Source organism: Knoellia altitudinis, from assembly GCF_042666355.1.
GTDB lineage: Bacteria > Actinomycetota > Actinomycetes > Actinomycetales > Dermatophilaceae > Knoellia > Knoellia altitudinis.
The window spans coordinates 1,381,827-1,402,172 of sequence record NZ_JBHTDK010000001.1; the positions used below are offsets into that span (position 1 = coordinate 1,381,827).

The following is a 20,346-nucleotide window of genomic DNA, read 5'->3' on the forward strand; positions in this document are numbered from 1 at the left end:
TTCGAGCTTCGCGGATCCCCCGATCCGCTCTGGTGCCAACCCTTCCAGCGCCCAGCACGTCTGTCGATGGGGAGCACTCCCCCTCGGGTGGCCGCAGGACGCGCGAGACCCCGGTGACCGTGCGGTCACCGGGGTCTCGCGGGTATGCCGTGTGGCTCGCCTCAGATGCGGCGGTCCGGATCCACGTGGGTCTCTTCGACCCGCGAACCCGAGGCCGGGTCGACCTGCGAGGAGCGGGTCGTCGTGAAGCCGGTCGGGCGGGTGCGGCTGCGCATGGCGAGCGAGAGCAGGATGGCGAGAAGACCCGCAGCGAGCAGGATCCAGCCGAGGGCACCTTGGTCGATGCCTGGGATGTCCACGGTGATGACGTCGAAGGCGAAGATGGCACCGAGTACCAACAGGACGATTCCGAGTCCGATGTACATGGTCACTCCTTGTGGCCGGGTCCGGGGCTGAGGCCCGGATCTGCTCAATTCTAAGCCCCAAGTCTCCCTGACCTGCGGATTTGCGGCAGGGCTCATTTTCCGGTTCAGCGCAGGGGGACGAGGACCGCCCCGGGGTTGAGGATGCCGTCGGGGTCGAGGGCGTCCTTGATGCGGTGGTTGAGCTCCATGACGTCGGGGCCGAGCATCGCCGGCAGCGCGTCCCGCTTGAGGCGCCCGACACCGTGCTCACCGGTGATCGTGCCGCCGAGCTCGATGGCCGCTGTCAGGATCTCCTCGAACGCTGCCCGGGCCCGGGTCGTCGAGTCGGCGTCGGCAGCGTCGTACATGACGATCGGGTGCGTGTTGCCGTCGCCGGCATGGGCGACGACGACGATGTCGACGCCCCGGTCGACGCCGATCTGCTCCACGGCTGCGACGAGGTCGGGCAGGAGCGGCACCTCGACCCCGACGTCCTCCAGGAGCAGGGAACCGGCAGCCTCCGCAGCAGGGAATGCCAGCCGTCGGGCACGCACGAACGACTCGCCCTCGACCGGGTCGTGCGTCACGAACACCTCGGCGGCGCCGGCGTCGACGCAGGCCTGCTCGATGACCGCCATCTCGGCGGCGCGGGCTCCCTCGGGCGCGTCGGACTGCACGAGCAGCAGGGCACGCTCCCGGTCCAGACCCATCGGCGCGAAGTCCTCGACCTGGTTGACCGTGGGCTTGTCCATGAGCTCCACCATCGAGGCTCGCACGACCCGGCCCATGGCGACGACCGCCTCCGCGGCGGCGCGCACCGAGTCGAAGGTCGCGACGAGCGTCGAGGGTGCGAGCTGCGCAGGCACGAGGCGCAGCGTCGCTCGGGTGACGATGCCCAACGTGCCCTCGCTGCCGACGAAGAGCTTGAGCAGCGAGAGACCCGCGACGTCCTTGATCCGCTTGCCTCCCAACGCGACCAGGCGCCCGTCGGCGAGGACGACGTCGAGCCCGAGGACGTAGTCGGTCGTCACGCCGTACTTCACGCAGCACAGACCGCCCGCGTTGGTCGCGACGTTGCCGCCGATGGAGCAGATCTCGAACGAGCTCGGGTCCGGTGGGTACCAGAGACCGTGCTCGGCGGCGGCCTTCTTGACGGCGGCGTTGAAGGCGCCAGGCTCGACGACGGCGCAGCGCGCAGCCGGGTCGATCTCGATGGCGGTCATCCGCTCGAGGCTCACGACCAGCCCACCCTCGATCGCGGAGGCCCCGCCGCTCAGGCCACTGCCCGCCCCCCGTGGAACGACGGGTATGCCGTGACTCGCCGCCCAGCGGACGGCGAGCTGCACGTGTTCGGCCGTCTCGGCGCGAACGGTGGCACACGGCATACCGGCGTCCGGGTCCCTCGCCCAGTCCTGGCGGTACTTCTCCAGCGCCTCGGGCGCCGTCGCCACCACCCCCTCCGGCAGGGAGGCGACGAGCTCGGCGACGGCAGCGCTGCGATCACTCATCCACCCATCCTAGGAAGGGGTCGCCACACCGCACGACGAAGCGGGGCCCTCTCGAAGGAGAGGACCCCGCTTCCGGGTGGACGGCGACGGACTGGTGTCAGTCGACCCGGACGCTGAACGCGCCGATGCTGCCGTAGTCGGTGTAGCCGGTGGTCAACGGGTCGGCGAAGCCGGAACCGTCGACGCGCACGTAGTACGTGCCTGCTGCGAGGGTGAGCGTGCCCGTCGCACCGAGCCCGGTCGCCGTGCTGGCCGAGGTCTGCCCCGAGGCCGGGTTCCACCTCCCCAGCTCTGCACCGGCACTGTCGAGGACCGTCAGCTCGACGTCGACGTTGGCGCCGACCGCGGCGGGCGAGGCCGTGAAGGTGTGTGATCCCGCGGCGAGCTGCACCCGGAAGTGGTCGACGTCAGCGGCCGTCGTCGTGACACCCGTGGCGGTCGTCCCGGGCGTGATCGCAGTCGCGGTCGCGGTCGTGGTGCCATGGTCGGCGGCTTTGACCGCCGCACCGTTCTGGCCCATGACGACGATGTCGTCCTGGTGCTGGTTGGCGTTGGCGTACTCGCCCTTGCTCCACTGTGAGATGGCCTTGCTGTAGCCGACGCCCATGATCGGGGCCCAGGCGCCGTGCCCGGTGTAGTAGCCGACCGTGGCGGTGCCGTCGTGGCTCAGACCGAGGTTGTGGCCGACCTCGTGGCTGCCGGCCTCGGCGATGTTCTTGGCCCCGTTGCCGACGCCCTGGGTGAAGACGAGCGCCGGCTGGTTGTAGCCGTTGTTGGCCGAGTCGAAGACCCCGACGTAGGCCACGCCGCCACAGCCGCACCCCGCTTGGTACCAGGACGTCGGGTCGATGAGCAGACGCGAGCCGTAGTTGGCGTCGGCCGTGCTCGACCGGTTGATGGCGTCGGCGCCCGGGTCGACCGTGGTGACGTTGACGTTGAAGGGCGCGTAGTCCTCCGCGATCCGCTGCCAGGTCTCGGTGATGACGGCGTTCTCGGCAGCGCTGAACGTCGAGGGGGAACCGTCGGTGTCATAGGGCGTGACGTTGACCGAGGCAGGTCCACCACCGGCGTTCCACGCCGTGCCGGAGATCGTGTGACCGTTGAAGTCGATGTAGATGACCTTGCTCGCGCCCGGCAGGCTGGACAGCGCCGGTGCGACCGGGCCGGCCCCTGTGGGAGGCTGCGGCGGCTGGGGCGGCTTCTTGGCGTTCGCCTTGTCACCGGCCGTTGCCCGGGCCTGCATCTCCGGGCTCATCGGCTCCACGTAGTAGAGCCGTGCGTCCTGGTCCACCCAGGCGGTGCGGTCCTTGGTCAGGACCTCGCGCAGCTCGGCGGTCCGCATCCCGTTGTGGCGGGCCAGCTCGTCGAGCCGTCCGGCGAAGACGCGCCCAGCCTGGGCACCGGGCATCGGCCGGTCGACGAGGGCGGCGACACCCCGCTGGCCCGGCACCGGGTCGACTGCGCCCGGCACAGCCACGGCGCCGGCGGCAGGAAGGACGAGTGCGGCACTGGCGCCGACGATGACTGCAAGGCTGGTTCTCGACATGTTGGTGTCGCCTCTCGGACAGGGGTTGAGGGAGATGGCCCCTCCGAAGGGTGGGCGACGCCGACGTCCCGGCGCTAGGGTCCGGGGCATTTCCTGACCAGACTTTTACTCGGGTCCGTGGGAATTCGACCGCAGCCCGGAGGCCTCCTGGGGCCGGTTCGGCGCTGTCGGTGCCGGCGGGCAGGATGGTTCCATGGCCACGATCGTCTTCCTCCATGCCCACCCCGACGACGAGGCCTCCTCGACCTCCGGCTCGATGACCCGGCTCTCCCGTGAGGGCCACCGCGTCGTCGTCGTCTACGGCACGGGCGGCGAGCACGGCTCCGCCCCGGAGGACCTACCGGAGGGCACGACCCTCGCGGAGTTCCGTCGGGCCGAGGCGGAGGCCTCGGCGCGCGTCACCGGCACCGAGCGCATCGTGTGGCTCGGCTACCAGGACTCAGGGATGCACGGCTGGGAGCAGAACGCTCATGAGCAGTCCTTCCACAGCGCCGACCTCGACGAGGCCGCGGGCCGGCTCGTCCAGGTGCTCGACGAGGAGGACGCCGACGTCCTCGTGACCTACGACTGGCACGGCGGCTACGGCCACCCCGACCACGTCAAGGTGCACCACGTCGGCCACCGGGCGGCGGACCTGGCGGCGCAGCGACCGCGCCTGCTCGAGACGACGATGAACCGTGACGCCATGCGCGCGGGGTGGGAGGCAGCCCAGGCCGCCGGTGAGGAGGGAGCGTTCGATCCCGACCAGCCGATGGAGGACGGCGAGCCGATCGGCACTCCCGAGGCCCAGATCCACTGGCACGTCGACGTGTCGTCCGACATCGACTCCAAGCGGGCGGCACTCGCGTCGCACGCGAGCCAGGTGAGCGACGTCGGCATGATGCTGCAGCTGCCGCCCGACACCTTCCTGGCGTGGTTCGGCACCGAGTTCTACATCGAGCCGGGCCGCGAGCCGGGCATGGTCGACGGGTGGCCCTTCGCCGACCTCGAGGCCTGACGGGTGGCGCTGTCACCGCGTCTGCGCGACGCTGTCGACGCACTGGAGCTCAGGCCGGGGATGCGCGTGCTCGAGGTCGGCGGCGCTCCGGGCGCGGCCGCTCGTGAGGTGACTCGCCGGATCGGCGAGGGCTTCGTCCTCGTGGTCGACCGCTCCCCGAAGGGTGTCGAGCTCACCCGCCGCGCGTGCGCCGACGAGATCGCGGCCGGCGTGCTCGAGGTCAGGCAGGTCGCCGTCGAGGACGCCCGGCTGGAGCCGGGCGAAGCGCCCTACGACCTCGCCTTTGCGTGCCGCGTCGGCGTCCTGGACGGTCGCCACCCGCAGCGTCGAGACGACGCCCTCGCCAGCCTGCGGGCGATGCTCGTCGAGGGCGCCCCGATCCTCATCGACCCCACGACCTCGACCCGCTCGTAGACCCGTCAGCCGGGCGTCGTCAAAGTTCCTCGCACGATGCTCTCTCCCGAGTGCTGGGGCCGGTCGTCGAACTGCTCCCGTGAGATGTCGACGACGACATAGCCCTCGTCGAGGAGCCTGCGAGAGATGGAGAACGATCCGGGTTCCCCCGGCCAGCCCAGGACTCCGACGGACACCATGCGCTTGCCGTCGCGGTTGAGGAGCCACACCTCGATGTAGCCATCGCCCGGGTCACGGACCTGCGCGGTCACCTCGAGGTTGACTCCCCCACCCCTCTCGACCACGGCCGCCGAACCGAGCCACTGCCTTGTGTCGAGGGTGTCCAGCTGGGCTGTGGCGACCGTCGTCGTCGGCACGGGCTCGTCCTTGCTGAATCGCTCGGCGACGACGGACCCTCCCACACCCAGCAGGACGCCGGCCGCGCAAGCGGCGGCGAGCCAGGCCAGAGCCGGTCGCCTGCGTGGGGTTGCGACCACATCGTCACCACGCGAGGCTGCCCGAGTGGAGCTGGGCCTGGGCGCGGCATTGCGAGGTGCCACGCGGTCGGCCCGCACACCGACACCAACGTCTGGCTGGCCCTCTTGCAGTACCTCGGCGTCGATGCTCGCCCAGAGGTCTCGACGCGGCGGCACGATCTCCACCTGCGCCGCCTCACGTGTGACGGCGACGGTGCGTACCAGTGAGGCCAGGAAGTCGGCGCAGAGGGAGCACGAGCCGAGGTGGGCGTCCTCCGGGCCGGACGCCGTGGCGTCCAGCGCCAGGTCGACGAGGCGATCGTCGGCGATGTGGCCATCGGACGGGCTGCGGGCGATTCTCATGGCGTCACCTCCTTGAGGCGGGATCGCAGGTCAAGGAGCCCGCGGCGGATGTGGCTCTTCACAGTTCCCAGAGGGAGGTCGAGTGCTTCGGCGATGTCCTGTTGTCGGCGATCTTCGATGATCGCCATCCGGATGATCGTGGCCCGCGGGTCCCCGAGGGCGGCCAGCTCGTGCGCGAGGAGCACGCGTTCGGCAGCGTCCTCCGGGTCGGGCGCTCGCGGCCGTTCCGGCCCCTGGGCCGCCAGCATCTGCTCGTGGCGGGCATTGCGGGCGCGAGCCTCGTGGTGGTCGGCGCAGCGACGCCTCGTCACCGTGGCCAGCCAGCCGGCGAGCGAACCGGTCGACGTGTCGAGCCGCCCCCGGCTCCTCCAGAGCGCGAGGAAGACCTGCTGGGTGATGTCCTCGGCGTCGTGATGCTCGCCGACCGAACGCAGCGCGATGGTGTGGACGAGCCCACCGAATCGCTGGTAGACCTCCGCGAGCGCGTCGCGGTCGTTGTCGCTGACACGCTGCATGAGCTCGGAGTCGCCGCCCGAGACTCGTGCATCACTCACCACCGGCACCACGATAGGGGACACCGCCGATCACGATGCACGCCTGGCGACAGCGACGACGTTGTCCTCGTAGTGCCTCGCGCTCGGGTCCCACTCGCCACCGCAGGAGACGAGATGCAGGCGCGCAGGTCCGGTGCGGGAGAAGAGCGCGTCCACGTCCAGGGCCGTCTTGGCGTACTGGTCAACCCGCTCGACGACATAGTCGACCCCGGTGCCATCGACCGTCACCACGATCCGGTCTCCTCGATCCAGCCGGTTCAGCCGCGCGAGCGGGCCGACCTCGTCGCGTGAGTCGACGTGGGCCGAGATGACGGCTGCCCCGCTGTCGTCCTTGGGACCCGGTCCGAACCGGTACCACCCCGCCGTGCTCGGGTCATCCGGAAGGGCCATCTGGCCGTCCTCGGCCACGCCGACGGGCACGACCGGAAGCACGGCGTCGATCTCCGGGATCTCGACCCGGAACGACGCCGTCGAGACCCTGCCGGGCGGACGGGAGGCCCCCGCCTTGGGTGACGACGTGACGACCGGGCTCGGGCTCGGGGTCGGGCTCGGGCCGCGCGGTGAGGGTCGCACCACGGCCGACGTCGACGGGGAGGGAGTCACGGGAGGGGACGTGACCGTCGACCCTGCCGACTCCGGCGACGGCTCGAGAGCCGCCGCAGAGTCGGCAGGGTCGGTGATCCTCGGAGAGGACAGGGTGGCTTGGCCGCCGTACGCGAGGGCTGCTGCGAGAAGCGCACTCCCGATGACGATGACCGCTCTCCCTCGTCCGGAGCTGACGGGCAGGATCACCTCAGGCGCGCACTTCCTCGCGGCGGCGGGTCAGGGCGAGGGCGGCACCCGCGACGAGAAGTGCCGCGGCACCCGGGATGCCGAACGACATCCACGAGCTGTCCGATGCCTGACCGCCGGATCCGCTGGGAACGCCTGCCGGAGCGCTGTGCAGCCCGGTGATGGTCTGGACGGCCAGCTCGAGGTTGTCGTCAGCGGCGGAGCCCCAGGCATAGACGATGGTGTTCGTCCCTTCCTTGAGATCGACGTCGGCCGGACCGATCGCCACGGTGTCCGTCCCGGCGAGCACGACATCGGCAGCCACGGAGCCGGCAGCGAGGTCGGCCTTGTCCTCCTTGGGGTTGGTCAGGTTGACGAACGCCACCTCACCGTCGGCACGAACGTCCACCGCCGGCGCAGCGGCGGTGTGCCGGACCGTGATCCGCGCCTGACCTGCCTTCGTGGGAGCGGTGTCGTTGACGAAGGGCGTGAGAGCCGGTGTCCCGCTCGCACTGAGGTGTGCGACCACCGTGACGTTGGCCCCACCCGGGACGGCGACGTCGTTGGCCTCGATGACGGCGGCACCGTCCGGTCCGGCTCCGGCCGCTGTGACCTTGAGGTCGTAGGAGCCCTCCGGCAGGGTCAGCGGGTCGGTGAGCGTGCCCGGCTTGAAGTCCTCGAGGATCGCGTCCCCGTTCGCATAGACGTCGACCGTGGCGCCTGGGACGGCGTGCAGGATCGAGACGCGTGCATCCGCCGCGTGCGCGGGAGCGCTCAGAGCCGCGGCGATCCCTGTCGTGACGGCCATGATGGCGAGCTGTCGTGTGTATCTCATGATTTTCTCCAGTTCCGGGATCAGAGGTTGACGGGGCGAAGGACTGCGGTGATGCCGTGGGCGATCTGCGCGTTGCCCTTGTTGATGTTCAGCGCGAAGGGGTTGAGGAACGGGTTGCGGTCGTCGCCGTCCTTGTCCCGCAGCTCGATGACCGGCAGCCAGCGGCTGTAGACGCGGACGCCGATGGTCCCGCCCTGCGCGGTCGTCAGGGTCGTCCCGTTGGCGGCGGCGGCCTGCTTGGAGGTGAGGGTGGCCCCGGGAATGACGTGGTAGAGCAGGACCGTCTCGACCGTGTCGATGCCCAGACCAGCAACCGCGTCGAAGACCGCCTTCTCGGAGGACAGTCGTGATCCGGCGAGATCAGCGACGAGCGCTTGGAAGGCCCGGTCGTTGGGGATGAACGCCGTCAGTGCGACCGAGCCATCGGTGAGCAGACCCACCGGGCTGTCCGGCTTGTTCGCCAGGACGGCCAGGACGGCCTCCGTGGTGATGTCGTAGTCGTACCAGTTCCGGTCGAACTGGTTGCCGTCTGCGGTGAGGACGGCAGCGAGGCTCCTGGTGCCGGTCGCGGTCGAGCCGGTCGGTGTCGCCGCGGCGGACGAAGCCATGAACAGGGTGGACAGGCCGGCCGCAGCCAGGGCTGAGATGTACCTGCGAGTTGTCATCGGTGGCGATCCCTTTCGTCGTGGGCGCTGGATGCGTCCCACCACTACTTCTCGCTCACCCCCCTCCACGGATGCACTCAGGCCTCGTGTTCTTCGAACACCGCCTGAGGTCCGGGCTACAGCCTGCGGTCGGTGAGGACCGGGAACCCGGCGCGCGTGCTCGTGACGAGGGCCGGGTCGATGTCGACGACGAGGACCTCCTCGTCGACGCCGGCCTCGGCCAGCACCTCGCCGGTGGGGGCGACCACCTGGCTGCGACCGCCCATCTCGGTGCCGGCGTGGGTTCCGGCGGTGTTGCACTGGAGGACGAAGGCCTGGTCCTCGACGGCACGGGCGCGACCCAGCAGGGTCCAGTGCGCGACCCGCGCCGCGGGCCACGCGGCCGGGACGACGAAGACCTGTGCCCCTGCGTCGAGCTGCTGGCGATAGAGCTCGGGGAAGCGCAGGTCGTAGCAGGTCGACAGCCCGACCGTGACGGGTTCCGCTGTGCCAGAGGCGATCTGGGTTGTGATGACGTCAGCGCCGGCCTCGAGGAGCTTGGGCTCACCCGAGCCGAAGCCGAAGCGGTGGATCTTGCGGTATGCCGTCCGCCCACCGTCCGCGGTGAGAAGCAGCGACGTGTTCGCGAGCGTTCGACCATCGGGCCCGGGCGCGGCCAACCGCTCGATGAACGACCCGGCATGGAGCGTGGTCGCGGTGTCGGCGGCCAGCTGCGTCATGGCCTCGACCCAGGGTCCGTCGAGCGGTTCGGCGAGGCCCTCCCAGCGTCGGTAGTCGAACCCGGTCGGACCCCACAGCTCGGGGAGGACGACGAGATCGGGTCGGTGCTCGGCCGCGACGTCGCGCACCAGCGCACAGACCCGTTCCACCCGCTCGGGCATCGTCTCGGCGTCACCGTAGGCCAGCTGGACGATCGCGGCCCGCATCAGCTCCTCCCCTCGGTCTCGCCAGTCATGGTCTCGCCAGTCATGGTCCTGCCGGTCCTGGTCCTGCCGGTCCTCGTCTCGCCACCGAGTCGGCCGAGGCGCTCGTTGTAGGCACGCAGTGCCGCGTCGTCGTCGCGGTCGGCCTGCCGGTCGAGTCGCACCGTCTCCTGGCGGTCCCGGCGGAACCACTGCCGCGCGACGAGCACCGCGAGGATGAGCGTCGGCGCCTCACCGAAGCCCCACGCGATCTCGCCGGCGCGCTCCTGGTCGGCCAGCAGCGGCGGCCCCCACGGGAGGTTGATCTGCTCGAAGAAACCGGGCGCGAGGACGAACTTGGTGCCGGTGAGGGCGACCCCGAAGAACGCGTGGAAGGAGATGGTGGCGAAGAGGATGAGCAGGAGCATGGCCGGTGACCACTTCGGCGGCCCCGGGTCGATGCCGATGAGCACCCAGGTGAAGAGGTACCCGGTGAGGAAGAAGTGGGCGAGCATCAGCAGGTGGCCGGAGTGGGTCGTCAGCGCCAGCTCGAACAGCGGCGACCAGTAGAACGCCGCCAGGCTGCCGAAGAAGAGCACAGCAGCGACCACGGGGTTGGCCAGGACCTTCATCGCCCGCGAGTGCACCACCTGGAGGATGACCTCACGCGGCCCCCACGTGCGGTCCTGGCGGGCCGGCAGTGCGCGCAGCGCGAGGGTCAGCGGCGCGGCCGGCACGAGGAGCAGCGGCACGAGCATCGCGATGACCATGTGCATGACCATGTGCACCGAGAAGAGGACGCGGCCCCAGACGTCGGGCGCGCCGCTCGTCGCCCAGACGAAGGCGACCCAGCCGAGCGTCCAGAGGATCGTGCGGTGGACCGGCCACGCGTCACCCCGGCGTGAGAGACGCGTGACGCCCACGGCATACAGACCGACGGCCAGCACGGCGATGGCGACCATGAGCCAGCTGGGGCGCCACGCGGTGAACCAGTCGGCGGCCGCCATCGGCCCGGGGTCGGGGAAGCCGGTGATCGAGAGGACCGCGCTCGGGGACTGTTCGGCGTCGGGCACGGGCGGCGGGGTGCGGCCGAGGACCGCGCCGAGTCCCATGGCTGCTGCCATGAGGGCGAGCTCGAGCAGGACGAGGCGGGCGAAGCCGTTGCCGCCCTGGCTGATGGTGGCGATGACGCGGCGACGCTGTTGCCAACCGATGACGCCGAGCACGACGAGGATCGCGGTCTTGGCGACGACCATCGCGCCGTAGGCGGAGCTGATCCCCGAGAACGAGCCCAGCCGGATCACGGCCTGCTGCAACCCGGTGACGGCGACCGCGGCATACGACCAGCCCGCCAGGACCGAGTAGCGCGAGACCGTCGCGCCGAGGTCCTGGCCGATCCGTGGTCGCATGAGGGCGATGGCGAGCAGTCCACCGACCCATACGGTCACACCGATGAGGTGCACGCCGAGGGAGTTCACGGCGTCCTCGTGGCTGGCGCTGCCGGCCGAGTGGCCGGTGAGGGCGATGATGACAATGCCGGCGAGGGTGAGGGCAGCGAGCCAGGCGAAGGCGGGGCGCGTCCGGGCGAGCAGCGCCCCACCGGTCACGACGAGTGCCACCGCCGTCGAGATCGACAGCACGCGCGTGACCTCGAGGGACCACACGAAGGTGAGGAACTGACGCCCCAGCTCGGGGTCGCCCAGGCCGAGGCCCGCCAGGGAGGCGAAGGTGAGAAGGACGCCGAGACCGGCGGCGACGAACCAGATGACTCCTGTGACGGCTGCCAGTCGAGCCGCCTGGATGCGCCGCTCCGTCGTCCTGCGCTCCGGCACGAGGAAGGCCGCGAGGATGAGGAGGCCGAGCGTGACTGCCGAGGAGACGTCACTGACGACCCGCGCCAAGGGCAGGGCGAAGCGGACCAGGGGTCCGGGGTCATCGAGCACGAGGGGGGCGAGGACGCCCGCCAGGGACGCGGCGACGAGGGTCACGACGAGCCCGCTCACGGTGACGACCGCCACCGGGCCCAAGGCGGTGCGGGCGGTGGCAGGGGCGGTGGTCATGGCAGACAGCGTAGGCAGACGGGCTGACCAGCGAGGTCGGACCCCGGACCGCGTCCGTGGACCGTGTGGGGCGAGCGCCTGCGAGAGTGGCCACGTGAAGCTCTCGCCGCCACCGCTCACCCTCGGGCTCGACGTCGCCGCCGCACCCGAGACCGTCTGGGACCTGCTGGTCCACGTCGACCAGTGGCCGCGATGGGGGCCCACCGTGAGACGGGCCCAGGTCGACGGTTCAGGCGGACGGATCGGCCCCGGCGCGACGGGCACGGTCTGGACCCCGGTCGGCCCCGGCCTCCCCTTCAGGATCGACGCCTGGGAGGAGACCGGACCTCTCCGGCAGTGGTCCTGGCACGTGGCCGGCCTGCCCGCCACGGGCCACTCCGTCCGGGCACGAGAGGGCGGCTGCCGGGTCGAGATGACGGCGCCCTGGTGGGCGACGGCGTACGCCCCGGTCCTGTGGCTCGGCCTGCGCCGGGTCAGGGATCTTGCGCAAGCTCGATCAGCTGGAGGCGACACCACGGACTGACCTCTCGCCGCCCCGAGAGGACGTCGTCGCGGAACGCCGTCCAGTCGACCCACTCGTGCTCGGCGACCTCGGACGGGTCCGGCGAGAGCGACTCCGGGTTGGGGCAGGTGGCGAAGAAGACGGGGCAGACCTCGTTCTCGACGACGCCGTCGTCCATGACGGCGCGATAGCGGAAGTCGGGGAGCACGAGGCGCAGCGCCTCGATCCCGGTGCCAAGCTCCTGCGAGACCCTGCGTCGCACCGCGTCGGCCGGTGGCTCACCCGGCGCCGGGTGCCCGCAACAGCTGTTGGTCCACACGCCTGGCCAGGTCCGCTTCGACCACGCCCGCCGGGTGAGGAGCAGCCGCCCCTGTGGGTCGAGGACGTAGCAGGAGAAGGCGAGGTGCAGCGGGGTGTCGAGGTGGTGCACGTCGGCCTTGGGGGCCGTCCCGATCGGGGTCCCGTCGTCGGCCAGGAGCACGACCCGCTCGATCTCGTCGGAGGGGGTCACTGCAGGGACGCCATCATGACGGTCGGTCATGCCGGTCGCGCCAGCTGGTTGACGGCGGCGCGGAACACCGCGGGAGCCACCCGGGCCGCGGGGACGAGCCCCCGTCGCACGACCGAGAGGCGCGTGGCCGTGACGAGTCCGAGCGTGAGGGCGTCGTGGCGGCGACGGATGCGTCGCCATGCCTGCTCGTATGCCGCAGGGTCACCACAGACGACCGCGTCCACCGCCGCTGCGGCCTGCGCCATGCCGATGGCGAGTCCCTCGCCGGTGAGCGCGTCGACGTAGCCGGCTGCGTCGCCGACGAGGAGCACCCGACCCTGCACGCGGCGACGAGAGCGCTGACGCAGGGGCCCGGCTCCGCGCACCGACGACCGGGAGCGACCGGCGATCCGCTCGCGGACGAGTGGGAAGCTCTCGAGCAGCTCCTCGAAGGGGCGGCGCTGCGCACTGAGGACCGCGACCCCGACCTCACCCGGGCCGACCGGCGTCACGTAGGCCTCGCCACACGCAGCCCAGTGCACCTCGACCAACGAGGTCCAGGGCGGGCACGCGACGTGCACTCTCTGCCCATAGCGGCGTGACGGCGACCGCGATTGCGAGCGGGGCGCATCCAGGCCGGTGAGCCGTCGCACCGTCGAGTGCAGTCCGTCGGCGGCGATGACGTGACGCACCAGCTCGCCGTCGACGAGCACGTGGTCACCACGGTCCTCCAGATGGGCGACCGGGGACTCCACGACGCGGACCGCCGTCGCGCGGAGGCGCTCGAGGAGGGCCGCGTGGAGCTCGGTGCGGCGCACCCCCATCCCGGTCCCGGCAGTGAACTCGGCGTCGACGTGACGGTGGCTGTCGAGGTAGCGGATGCCGGTGATCGGCGTCCCGTGCAGGCGGACGCCGAGGTCGTCGAGCGCTGCCACCGCTCCGGGCATGAGCCCCTCACCACAGGCCTTGTCGATCACCCCGGAACGCGGCTCACGCACGGTCACGTCGAGACCGGCACGGACGGCATACAGGGCAGTGGCCAGACCGATCGGGCCGCCGCCGACGACGAGGAGGTCACGCATGCGTCGCCCTCTCCTGCGCCGGAAGGGTCGCGAGCGCGGCGTTCTCGGCGCGCAGCCGCACCGTGAGCAGCGCGGCGTTCGCGAGGGTGAAGACGAGGGCGGTGACCCAGCTGGCGTGGACGAGCGGCAGCGCGACCCCCTCGGCCACGACGGCGACGTAGTTGGGGTGGCTCAACCAGCGATAGGGACCCGACCGGACCGGCGCCAGCCCGGGGACGACGATGACCCGCGTGTTCCAGCGACGCCCGAGGGTGAGGATGCACCACCACCGCAGTGCCTGGGCGGCGAGGACCACCACGAGCATCGACCACGCCAGCGCCGAGGGCACCTCGGGCCGGCGGATGAACGCCTCGGCGAGCATCGCCACCAGGAACCCGGTGTGCAGGACCACCATCACGGGGTAGTGCCCCTGACCGGTCTCGACACCGCCCCGCGACAGGCTCCACGCGGCATTGCGCTTCGAGACGACCAGCTCGGCCAGACGCTCGAGCGCCACGAGCAGCACGAGCACGACGAACGCCGTCAGGGTGCTCACGCCTCGCCGTCCTCGCCGGTGGCGCGCAGGAGGACGAGCTCGGAGCAGAAGCCCGGACCCATCGCCAGTAGCACGCCGTGCGTCCCCGGTCGTGGTGGGCGCAGCGCGAGCGTGTCGGCGAGCACGTGGAGGACGGATGCGGACGAGAGGTTGCCGATCCGAGCAAGACTGCTCCGGGTGAGCTCGACGTCCTCGTCGGTGACGCCCAGGCTGTCGCGCACGGCGTCGATGACCTTGGGGCCTCCGGGGTGGCACACCCACCATCCGATGTCCTCGCGGACGAGGCCGTGGTCGGCGAGGAACCGGTCGACGTCCCCACCGAGATAGCGCTGGACGATCGTCGGCACCTGGGCGTCGAGGACGATGCGCAGTCCCGTCGCGCCGATGTCGAAGCCCATCGTGCGCTCGCTGTCGGGATAGAGCCGGCTGCGGCTGTCGACGACCTCGATGCGGGAGTCGCGGGCCGGGCCACCCACGATGACCGCTGCCGCACCATCACCGAAGAGGCCGCTCGCGACGAGGTTGGCCACGCTCGGGTCCTCGCGCTGGACGGTGAGCGAGCACAGCTCGACGGCCACGAGCACGGCGATGTCGTCCGGGTGGCCGAGGACGTGGTCGTGCAGCCGAGCGACACCAGCAGCCCCGGCGACGCAGCCGAGGCCGAACATCGGCACCCGCTTGACGTCCTCACGCAGCCCGACGACGGCCGCGATGCGGGCGTCGAGAGAGGGCACGGCCAGCCCGGTCACGGTCGTCGAGACGATGAGGTCGACGTCGGCAGGCACGAGGCCCGCTCCCGCCAGGGCCTTCTCGAGGGCCCGGGCGCCCAGCGCGACGGCGTGCTCGAGGAAGAGGTCGTTGGCCTCGTCGAACCCCCGCAGGCCGGCATAGTCGGCCAGAGGGAGGGCGAGGTGACGCTCTTCCACGCCCGCGTTGGCGTGCACGGAGCGCAGCAGCCGCTCGCTGGCACCGGCCTCGACGACCACGCTGGCGAAGGCATCGGTGATGTCGTCCTGGCGATGGCGGTGTGGCGGGAGCGAGGTGCCGACGGAGAGCAGTCGAGTGTGCAAATTGCCTCGATCCGAGCGGGAACGGTTCACCGGGCCACCAGCGTCATCACGTCCGTGAACGCGATGCCGATGGCGGCAAGGAAGGGGACCCGGCCGGAGCCGACCAGGGCGAGCACTGCCAACACTGCCACGGTCGCGCCCACGACGACGACGACAGGGCCATCGAGTCGTCCCGACACCGTGTCCGTGGCGAGCAGCAGGCCCGTCACGGTGACGAGCAGACCGACCGCCACCACGACGCTCGTGCGGGCCCCCAGACGGTGTGGCAGGCCGCGGATCCCCGTGGCCGCGTCCTGCGCCAGGTCGGGCACCACGTTGAGCAGGTGGGCGGCGACTCCGAGGAGCGCCCCGCCGACGACCACCTCGACCGGCGGGAGGGAGCCGACGACGAGCTCGACGAAGACCGGCAGACCACCGAAGGACACGGCATACGGAAGCCACGACGCGAGGGTCCCCTTGAGCCACAGGTTGTAGGTCCACGCAGAGGCGACGCAGAGGAGGTGCACCGCCCCCGCGAGCACACCGCACAGGAGCGAGAGGGCCACGGTGGCGGCGACGGCGAGCGCGCACGCGGCCCGCACGGTCGACACGCCGACCTCACCGTTGGCGAGGGGCTTGTCGGAGCGTCCGACCGCGGCGTCACGGGCCCGGTCGCGCAGGTCGTTGGACCAGCCGACCGAGAGCTGCCCCGCGAGGACCGCCGAGGTCACCATCGCGACCTGCGACGGAGAGAGATCGGCCGCGACCCCCAGGAGGCAGGAGAGCACGGTCACGGCGAGGGCCGGACCGGCGTGCGCGGCCCGTGCGAGAGCCAGTGCGGTCTTCCTCATGGCCGTCAGCCTAGGCATCCAGTGGTTAGGGTCAGGTGCATGACGTTGCACCCCGCCGCCCCGGAGGACCTGCCCGCGCTCACCGCGGCCTACTCGCACACGCTGCAGGCGATCGTCGACCTCGGCCACTCGCTGCGCGAGGGCGACGAGGATCGCCCGACGGACTGCCCGGGGTGGACCGTCCACGACCAGTTCGCCCACGTCGTGAGCCTCGAGGCCTGGGTCCAGGGTGAGCCGCTCCCCCAGCTCGACGTGAGCGATCGGGCCCATGTCCGGAGCGGGCTGGGCACCGTGGTCGAGAAGTACCTGGAGTCCCGGCGGGACCGCTCCCTCGACGAGCTCCTCGAGGAGCTCGACGACCTCGTGAACGCCCGGATCGCCCATCTCGAGGCCGAGACCACCTCCCCCGACGACCCCGCCCTCGGGCCGTTCGGCTCGACCACGCTGCTCGGGCTGATGCAGAACCGGGTCTTTGACCTGTGGGTGCACGAGCAGGACATCCGCGGCGCCCTCGGACGGCCCGGCAACCTGGACACGCCGGGCGCCGCTCTCACCGTGCAGGCCATCTTTGCCTCCCTGCCCAAGGTCGTGGCCCGCACGGCGAAGGTTCCGGCCGGGCAGGCCGTCATCCTCGACCTCACCGGCCCGGTCGTGGGCCGGGCCGGCGTGCGGGTCGAGGAGCGCGACGGCAAGCCGCACGGCATACCCCTCTTCTCCGGCGACACGGTCGTGCATCCCGACGTGGTCAGCACGACGATTACCCTGTCGACCCAGGCGGCCACCCGGCGGGCTGCCGGTCGGGTCTCGACGGACGACACGCACTACACCGTGGTCGGGGACGAGGACATCGCCCGCCGCGTCCTCGACGCCCTCGTCATCGCTCCCTGACTCGACCGGACCCCAGCGACACCGGCCGAGCCCGACGGTTGCGCTCTGCAACCATTCGGGTGCACACTTGCTTGTATGCCGCAAGCAACCGAACCGTCCGTGGCTCGTTCCGCCTTCGGTGACGCCCTCGTGCGCTCCCTGAAGCTGATGAGCGTCGTCCGGCAACGAGCACCCCGGGTGCACGCCAAGGTCGACCCGATCGGCTACCCGCTCATGTTCAACCTGCGCGACGAGCCACGACGGGTCTCCGAGATCGCCGAGCGCGTCCATCTCGACATCTCCACGGTGAGCCGCCAGGTCAGCGCCCTCGTCACGCAGGGCCTCGTCGCCAAGGTCGCCGACCCCAGTGACGGACGCGCGCAGATGCTCACCCTCACCGACGACGGGCGCCAGCTGCTCACCGACATCCGCGACCGCCGCAACACCTGGCTCGCCGAGGTCGTCCACGACTGGTCCGATGCCGACCTCGCGACCTTCGACTCCCTCCTCACCCGCTTCGCCGACGACGTCGAGGCCCACCCCCTCCTCACGCCCAAGGACCTCGCATGACCGCCACCTCACCGGAGCAACCTCTGACCCACCGGCAGATCGTCACGATCCTCGTCGGCCTCATGTCGGGCATGTTCCTCGCCGCTCTCGACCAGACGATCGTCGCCACCTCGATCCGCACCATCGCCGACGACCTCAAGGGCCTCGAGCACCAGGCGTGGGCGACGACCGCCTACCTCATCACCGCCACGATCGTCACGCCGCTCTACGGCAAGCTCTCCGACATCTACGGCCGCAAGAGGTTCTTCGTCACGGCCATCACGATCTTTGTGCTCGGCTCGGTCCTCTGCACCTTCTCGACCTCGATGCTCCAGCTGGCGGCGTTCCGCGCGGTGCAGGGACTGGGCGCCGGTGGCCTCTTCTCGCTCGCCCTGGCGATCATCGGTGACATCGTGCCGCCGCGCGAGCGCGCGAAGTACCAGGGCTACTTCCTCGCCGTCTTCGGCACGTCCTCGGTGCTCGGCCCGGTCATCGGCGGGTTCTTCGCCGGCGCCGACGAGATCCTCGGCGTGACCGGCTGGCGCTGGGTCTTCCTCGTCAACGTCCCGATCGGCATCGCCGCCCTCGTCCTCGTCTCCAAGACGCTGCACCTGCGCCACACGCGGCTCGACCACCGGATCGACTGGACCGGCGCCGCCCTGCTGTCGGTCTCGCTGGTGCCGCTGCTGCTCGTCGCCGAGCAGGGTCGCGAGTGGGGGTGGGCCTCGGGCAACGCCATGGCCTGCTATGCCGTCGGCGCGGTGGCCGCCGTCGCGTTCTTCTGGCAGGAGGCCCGCATGGGCGAGGAGGCGATCCTGCCGCTCGCGATGTTCCGCAACCGCACCGTCGGTGTGGCCTCGGCCGCCTCCGTCCTCATCGGGATCGCGATGTTCGGCGGGCTCGCCTCGTTGCCCCTCTATCTCCAGATCGTCAAGGGCGCCTCCCCCACCGAGGCCGGCCTGCTGCTGCTCCCGATGACCCTGGGCATCATGTCGGGCTCGATCGTGTCGGGTCAGGTCATCAGCCGCACCGGCCGCTACCGGATCTTCCCGGTTGTCGGCGTCGCCCTGCTCGTCGTGTCGCTCTTCGCCTTCCACTTCGTCCACTTCGACACTCCCCTGTGGCAGACGATGGTCGTCATGGTCTTCTTCGGCCTGGGCCTCGGCTTCAACTTCCAGCCGCTCACCCTCGCCGTCCAGAACGCCGTGCCGCCACAGCAGATCGGGGTCGCCACCTCGACCGCGACGTTCACCCGTCAGATCGGCGGCACCATCGGCACCGCGGTCTTCCTGTCGATCCTCTTCTCGCTCGTCCCGGACAAGATCGCCTCGGCCATGCGGACCATCGGGCCCACCCCGCAGTTCCAGGAGGCGCTGCGCGACCCGGCCAACGCCGCCTTCGCCAAGCAGCTCGCCGAGTCACAGGCCAGTGGCGGGGGTTCGGCGGCCGCGAGCAGCGGTGTGCTGCAGGACAGCTCGTTCCTCACGAACCTCGACGAGCGCCTGGCCAAGCCGTTCCTCATGGGCTTCTCCGAGGCGATGGACCACGTCTTCCTCGTCGGAGCCGGCGTCATGGTGATCGGCTTCGTCGTCATGTGGTTCCTGCCCGAGGTCGAGCTCCGCAAGGGTTCGGCCTACCAGGAGCGCGCCGACGCCGACGCCGAAGCAGCCGCCCAGGCCTGAACCCCCCTCGCCTCGTGTGTCTGAGGCCGCGCTCCGGCGTGGCCTCACGCACACGAGGCGTGGGTCTAGGCGCGGGTGGCGCGGCCGATCCGGCGTCCCCACGCCGCGGCGATGAGCGCCGACGACAACGCGGCAGCCACCGGGAGCGCATAGGTCTCGTGGGCACCCCATCGGTCGACGAGTATGCCGCTCAGCGCAGTTCCCGAGGCCAGACCGACGAGCAGTCCGGTGATCGCCACGGCCATGCCCTCGGTGATGAAGGCCCGCGGCACGAGGTGCTGCACGAGGGTGATGCCGGTGATGAGCGTCGGCGCGGTGGCGGACCCGGCGACGAACATCATCGCGGTCAGCCCCCACAGGTCGTCGATGAAGAGGACGGGGAACTCGAGGACGAACATCGCCAGGGCGCACCAGACGAACCGTCGCGCGATGGAGCCGGTGAACTTGCGCGTGCCGAAGACGATCGCGGCGAGGGCCGAACCCAGGGCGAAGGCACCGAGGATGACCGAGCTCATGCCGGTGCGACCGGCTTCGTCGGCCACCGCCACGGCGACCACCTCGTTGCCACCGAACACCGCGCCCACCATGAAGAGCGCGGCGCCCACCGCGGCGACACCGGGACGCCCGATCGCGAGGCCGTGGGGACGCTCGTCGTGAGGGACGACCGGCGGCTCTGAACGGCGCTCGAGGAGGAAGAGCACCGCGCCGAGGGTGAAGACGATGTAGGCGAGCAGCAGCCCGGCCTCGGGGAAGAGCGCCGTGGCAGCGAGCACCCCGAGCACCGGCCCGAGGACGAACGCGCCCTCCTCGACGACCTGTTCGAGCGACATCGCGGCGTGCAGGGCGTCCGGCTCGTCCTGCAGCAGGTGCGCCCAGCGGGCGCGGGACATCGGCCCCATCTCGGGGAGGAACGCCGACACGGCATACCCCACGAAGAGGGTCCACGCCGGTGCACCGGTAGCGGACAGCGCCACCGTGAGCAGACCGGCGACGAAGGTCATGAGGACGAAGGGCATCGAGGCCCGACGCTGCCCACGCTTGTCGACGAGACGACCGATGATCGGCCCGGCCAGGGCCAGCACCACGATCCCGCCGGCAGAGATCGCGCCGGCCAGGCCATAGCTGTCTCGCCGGGTCGCGATCATCACGATGATGGCGACGCCGAACATGGCACCGCCCACACGCGACAGCGCACTCGCGGCGAGGAACCGAGTGGCTCCGGGGATGGCGAAGAGCGGGCGATAGGTCGAGAGCACGGGCCAACT

General features: G+C 71.0%; 22 protein-coding genes. 6 read left to right on the forward strand and 16 right to left on the reverse strand.

The annotated features are described in order from the left end of the window. Window positions 1-161 precede the first annotated feature (161 nt). The 3 genes from ACFQW8_RS06525 to ACFQW8_RS06535 form a co-directional block, all read right to left on the reverse strand. Complete coding sequence (locus ACFQW8_RS06525; RefSeq protein WP_380086165.1) at window positions 162-425, reverse strand: DUF6458 family protein; 264 nt, start codon at window positions 423-425, stop codon at window positions 162-164. 104 nt (window positions 426-529) lie between these two features. Beyond that, a complete protein-coding gene (locus ACFQW8_RS06530; RefSeq protein WP_380086166.1) occupies window positions 530-1,912 on the reverse strand; it encodes an FAD-binding oxidoreductase in 1,383 nt (460 codons plus the stop codon). Window positions 1,913-2,009: 97 nt separating this feature from the next. Further along, entirely contained in the window at window positions 2,010-3,458 is a 1,449-nt protein-coding gene (locus ACFQW8_RS06535) for a zinc-dependent metalloprotease family protein (protein ID WP_380086167.1), read from the reverse strand. A 193-nt stretch (window positions 3,459-3,651) separates the two neighbouring features. On the opposite strand from ACFQW8_RS06535, the gene ACFQW8_RS06540 reads away from it, so the two are divergent. After that, window positions 3,652-4,455, forward strand: coding sequence for a PIG-L family deacetylase (locus ACFQW8_RS06540; protein ID WP_380086168.1), 804 nt, complete (start codon window positions 3,652-3,654; stop codon window positions 4,453-4,455). A gap of 3 nt (window positions 4,456-4,458) precedes the next feature. After that, window positions 4,459-4,869: an SAM-dependent methyltransferase gene (locus ACFQW8_RS06545; RefSeq protein WP_380086169.1), complete on the forward strand. Its 411-nt coding sequence runs from the start codon at window positions 4,459-4,461 to the stop codon at window positions 4,867-4,869. A 5-nt stretch (window positions 4,870-4,874) separates the two neighbouring features. Here the strand turns inward: ACFQW8_RS06545 and ACFQW8_RS06550 are convergent, their stop codons facing one another. The 7 genes from ACFQW8_RS06550 to ACFQW8_RS06580 all read right to left on the reverse strand — a co-directional run bounded on the left by ACFQW8_RS06550 (window position 4,875) and on the right by ACFQW8_RS06580 (window position 11,474). Continuing rightward, window positions 4,875-5,687 (reverse strand): anti-sigma factor, encoded by an 813-nt coding sequence (locus tag ACFQW8_RS06550; RefSeq protein ID WP_380086170.1) that lies wholly within the window; start codon window positions 5,685-5,687, stop codon window positions 4,875-4,877. Continuing rightward, the gene (locus tag ACFQW8_RS06555; protein ID WP_380086171.1) at window positions 5,684-6,241 is read right to left on the reverse strand and encodes an RNA polymerase sigma factor; all 558 of its coding nucleotides are present in this window, start codon (window positions 6,239-6,241) and stop codon (window positions 5,684-5,686) included. The genes ACFQW8_RS06550 and ACFQW8_RS06555 overlap by 4 nt, the downstream gene beginning before the upstream one ends. Before the next feature lie 30 nt (window positions 6,242-6,271). Then, entirely contained in the window at window positions 6,272-6,844 is a 573-nt protein-coding gene (locus ACFQW8_RS06560) for a class F sortase (protein ID WP_380086172.1), read from the reverse strand. Window positions 6,845-7,034: 190 nt separating this feature from the next. After that, a complete protein-coding gene (locus ACFQW8_RS06565; protein ID WP_380086173.1) occupies window positions 7,035-7,847 on the reverse strand; it encodes a DUF4397 domain-containing protein in 813 nt (270 codons plus the stop codon). Between the two features lie 20 nt (window positions 7,848-7,867). Continuing rightward, a complete protein-coding gene (locus tag ACFQW8_RS06570; protein ID WP_380086174.1) occupies window positions 7,868-8,512 on the reverse strand; it encodes a fasciclin domain-containing protein in 645 nt (214 codons plus the stop codon). Between the two features lie 116 nt (window positions 8,513-8,628). After that, window positions 8,629-9,438, reverse strand: a complete 810-nt coding sequence (locus tag ACFQW8_RS06575) for a carbon-nitrogen family hydrolase (RefSeq protein WP_380086175.1) — start codon at window positions 9,436-9,438, stop codon at window positions 8,629-8,631. Next, window positions 9,438-11,474, reverse strand: a complete 2,037-nt coding sequence (locus ACFQW8_RS06580; protein ID WP_380086176.1) for a cytochrome c oxidase assembly protein — start codon at window positions 11,472-11,474, stop codon at window positions 9,438-9,440. The genes ACFQW8_RS06575 and ACFQW8_RS06580 overlap by 1 nt, the downstream gene beginning before the upstream one ends. A gap of 94 nt (window positions 11,475-11,568) precedes the next feature. Between ACFQW8_RS06580 and ACFQW8_RS06585 the strand changes: the two genes are divergently transcribed. Next, complete coding sequence (locus ACFQW8_RS06585; protein ID WP_380086177.1) at window positions 11,569-11,997, forward strand: SRPBCC family protein; 429 nt, start codon at window positions 11,569-11,571, stop codon at window positions 11,995-11,997. Here the strand turns inward: ACFQW8_RS06585 and idi are convergent. The 5 genes from idi to ACFQW8_RS06610 are packed head-to-tail and all read right to left on the reverse strand — an operon-like array spanning window position 11,948 to window position 15,983. Then, the gene (gene idi / locus ACFQW8_RS06590) at window positions 11,948-12,517 is read right to left on the reverse strand and encodes an isopentenyl-diphosphate Delta-isomerase (RefSeq protein ID WP_380086178.1); all 570 of its coding nucleotides are present in this window, start codon (window positions 12,515-12,517) and stop codon (window positions 11,948-11,950) included. The two genes, ACFQW8_RS06585 and idi, sit on opposite strands and share 50 nt — an antisense overlap. Next, window positions 12,514-13,548, reverse strand: coding sequence for an NAD(P)/FAD-dependent oxidoreductase (locus tag ACFQW8_RS06595; protein WP_380086179.1), 1,035 nt, complete (start codon window positions 13,546-13,548; stop codon window positions 12,514-12,516). Before ACFQW8_RS06595 ends, idi begins: the two co-directional genes overlap by 4 nt. Continuing rightward, a complete protein-coding gene (locus tag ACFQW8_RS06600) occupies window positions 13,541-14,074 on the reverse strand; it encodes an isoprenylcysteine carboxyl methyltransferase family protein (protein ID WP_380088610.1) in 534 nt (177 codons plus the stop codon). Before ACFQW8_RS06600 ends, ACFQW8_RS06595 begins: the two co-directional genes overlap by 8 nt. A 5-nt stretch (window positions 14,075-14,079) precedes the next feature. Further along, window positions 14,080-15,183 (reverse strand): type III polyketide synthase, encoded by a 1,104-nt coding sequence (locus tag ACFQW8_RS06605; protein WP_380086180.1) that lies wholly within the window; start codon window positions 15,181-15,183, stop codon window positions 14,080-14,082. Continuing rightward, the gene (locus ACFQW8_RS06610) at window positions 15,180-15,983 is read right to left on the reverse strand and encodes a UbiA family prenyltransferase (RefSeq protein ID WP_380086181.1); all 804 of its coding nucleotides are present in this window, start codon (window positions 15,981-15,983) and stop codon (window positions 15,180-15,182) included. Before ACFQW8_RS06610 ends, ACFQW8_RS06605 begins: the two co-directional genes overlap by 4 nt. Window positions 15,984-16,022: 39 nt before the next feature. On the opposite strand from ACFQW8_RS06610, the gene ACFQW8_RS06615 reads away from it, so the two are divergent. The 3 genes from ACFQW8_RS06615 to ACFQW8_RS06625 all read left to right on the forward strand — a co-directional run bounded on the left by ACFQW8_RS06615 (window position 16,023) and on the right by ACFQW8_RS06625 (window position 19,081). After that, on the forward strand, window positions 16,023-16,871 hold the full coding sequence (locus ACFQW8_RS06615) for a maleylpyruvate isomerase family mycothiol-dependent enzyme (RefSeq protein ID WP_380086182.1): 849 nt from the start codon (window positions 16,023-16,025) through the stop codon (window positions 16,869-16,871). 75 nt (window positions 16,872-16,946) lie between these two features. Continuing rightward, entirely contained in the window at window positions 16,947-17,420 is a 474-nt protein-coding gene (locus ACFQW8_RS06620; RefSeq protein WP_380086183.1) for a MarR family winged helix-turn-helix transcriptional regulator, read from the forward strand. After that, a complete protein-coding gene (locus ACFQW8_RS06625) occupies window positions 17,417-19,081 on the forward strand; it encodes an MDR family MFS transporter (protein ID WP_380086184.1) in 1,665 nt (554 codons plus the stop codon). The genes ACFQW8_RS06620 and ACFQW8_RS06625 overlap by 4 nt, the downstream gene beginning before the upstream one ends. 65 nt (window positions 19,082-19,146) lie before the next feature. Here the strand turns inward: ACFQW8_RS06625 and ACFQW8_RS06630 are convergent, their stop codons facing one another. Then, entirely contained in the window at window positions 19,147-20,337 is a 1,191-nt protein-coding gene (locus ACFQW8_RS06630; protein WP_380086185.1) for an MFS transporter, read from the reverse strand. Window positions 20,338-20,346 lie beyond the last annotated feature (9 nt).

What these genes read in the sequence shown, in the direction of transcription:
- ACFQW8_RS06525 (WP_380086165.1), bottom strand. Translation starts at nt 425, where the DNA reads ATGTACATCGGACTCGGAATCGTCCTGTTGGTACTCGGTGCCATCTTC.
- ACFQW8_RS06530 (WP_380086166.1), bottom strand. Translation starts at nt 1,912, where the DNA reads ATGAGTGATCGCAGCGCTGCCGTCGCCGAGCTCGTCGCCTCCCTGCCG.
- ACFQW8_RS06535 (WP_380086167.1), bottom strand. Translation starts at nt 3,458, where the DNA reads ATGTCGAGAACCAGCCTTGCAGTCATCGTCGGCGCCAGTGCCGCACTC.
- ACFQW8_RS06540 (WP_380086168.1), top strand. Translation starts at nt 3,652, where the DNA reads ATGGCCACGATCGTCTTCCTCCATGCCCACCCCGACGACGAGGCCTCC.
- ACFQW8_RS06550 (WP_380086170.1), bottom strand. Translation starts at nt 5,687, where the DNA reads ATGAGAATCGCCCGCAGCCCGTCCGATGGCCACATCGCCGACGATCGC.
- ACFQW8_RS06565 (WP_380086173.1), bottom strand. Translation starts at nt 7,847, where the DNA reads ATGAGATACACACGACAGCTCGCCATCATGGCCGTCACGACAGGGATC.
- ACFQW8_RS06570 (WP_380086174.1), bottom strand. Translation starts at nt 8,512, where the DNA reads ATGACAACTCGCAGGTACATCTCAGCCCTGGCTGCGGCCGGCCTGTCC.
- ACFQW8_RS06575 (WP_380086175.1), bottom strand. Translation starts at nt 9,438, where the DNA reads ATGCGGGCCGCGATCGTCCAGCTGGCCTACGGTGACGCCGAGACGATG.
- ACFQW8_RS06580 (WP_380086176.1), bottom strand. Translation starts at nt 11,474, where the DNA reads ATGACCACCGCCCCTGCCACCGCCCGCACCGCCTTGGGCCCGGTGGCG.
- idi (WP_380086178.1), bottom strand. Translation starts at nt 12,517, where the DNA reads ATGACCGACCGTCATGATGGCGTCCCTGCAGTGACCCCCTCCGACGAG.
- ACFQW8_RS06595 (WP_380086179.1), bottom strand. Translation starts at nt 13,548, where the DNA reads ATGCGTGACCTCCTCGTCGTCGGCGGCGGCCCGATCGGTCTGGCCACT.
- ACFQW8_RS06610 (WP_380086181.1), bottom strand. Translation starts at nt 15,983, where the DNA reads ATGAGGAAGACCGCACTGGCTCTCGCACGGGCCGCGCACGCCGGTCCG.
- ACFQW8_RS06615 (WP_380086182.1), top strand. Translation starts at nt 16,023, where the DNA reads ATGACGTTGCACCCCGCCGCCCCGGAGGACCTGCCCGCGCTCACCGCG.
- ACFQW8_RS06620 (WP_380086183.1), top strand. Translation starts at nt 16,947, where the DNA reads ATGCCGCAAGCAACCGAACCGTCCGTGGCTCGTTCCGCCTTCGGTGAC.
- ACFQW8_RS06625 (WP_380086184.1), top strand. Translation starts at nt 17,417, where the DNA reads ATGACCGCCACCTCACCGGAGCAACCTCTGACCCACCGGCAGATCGTC.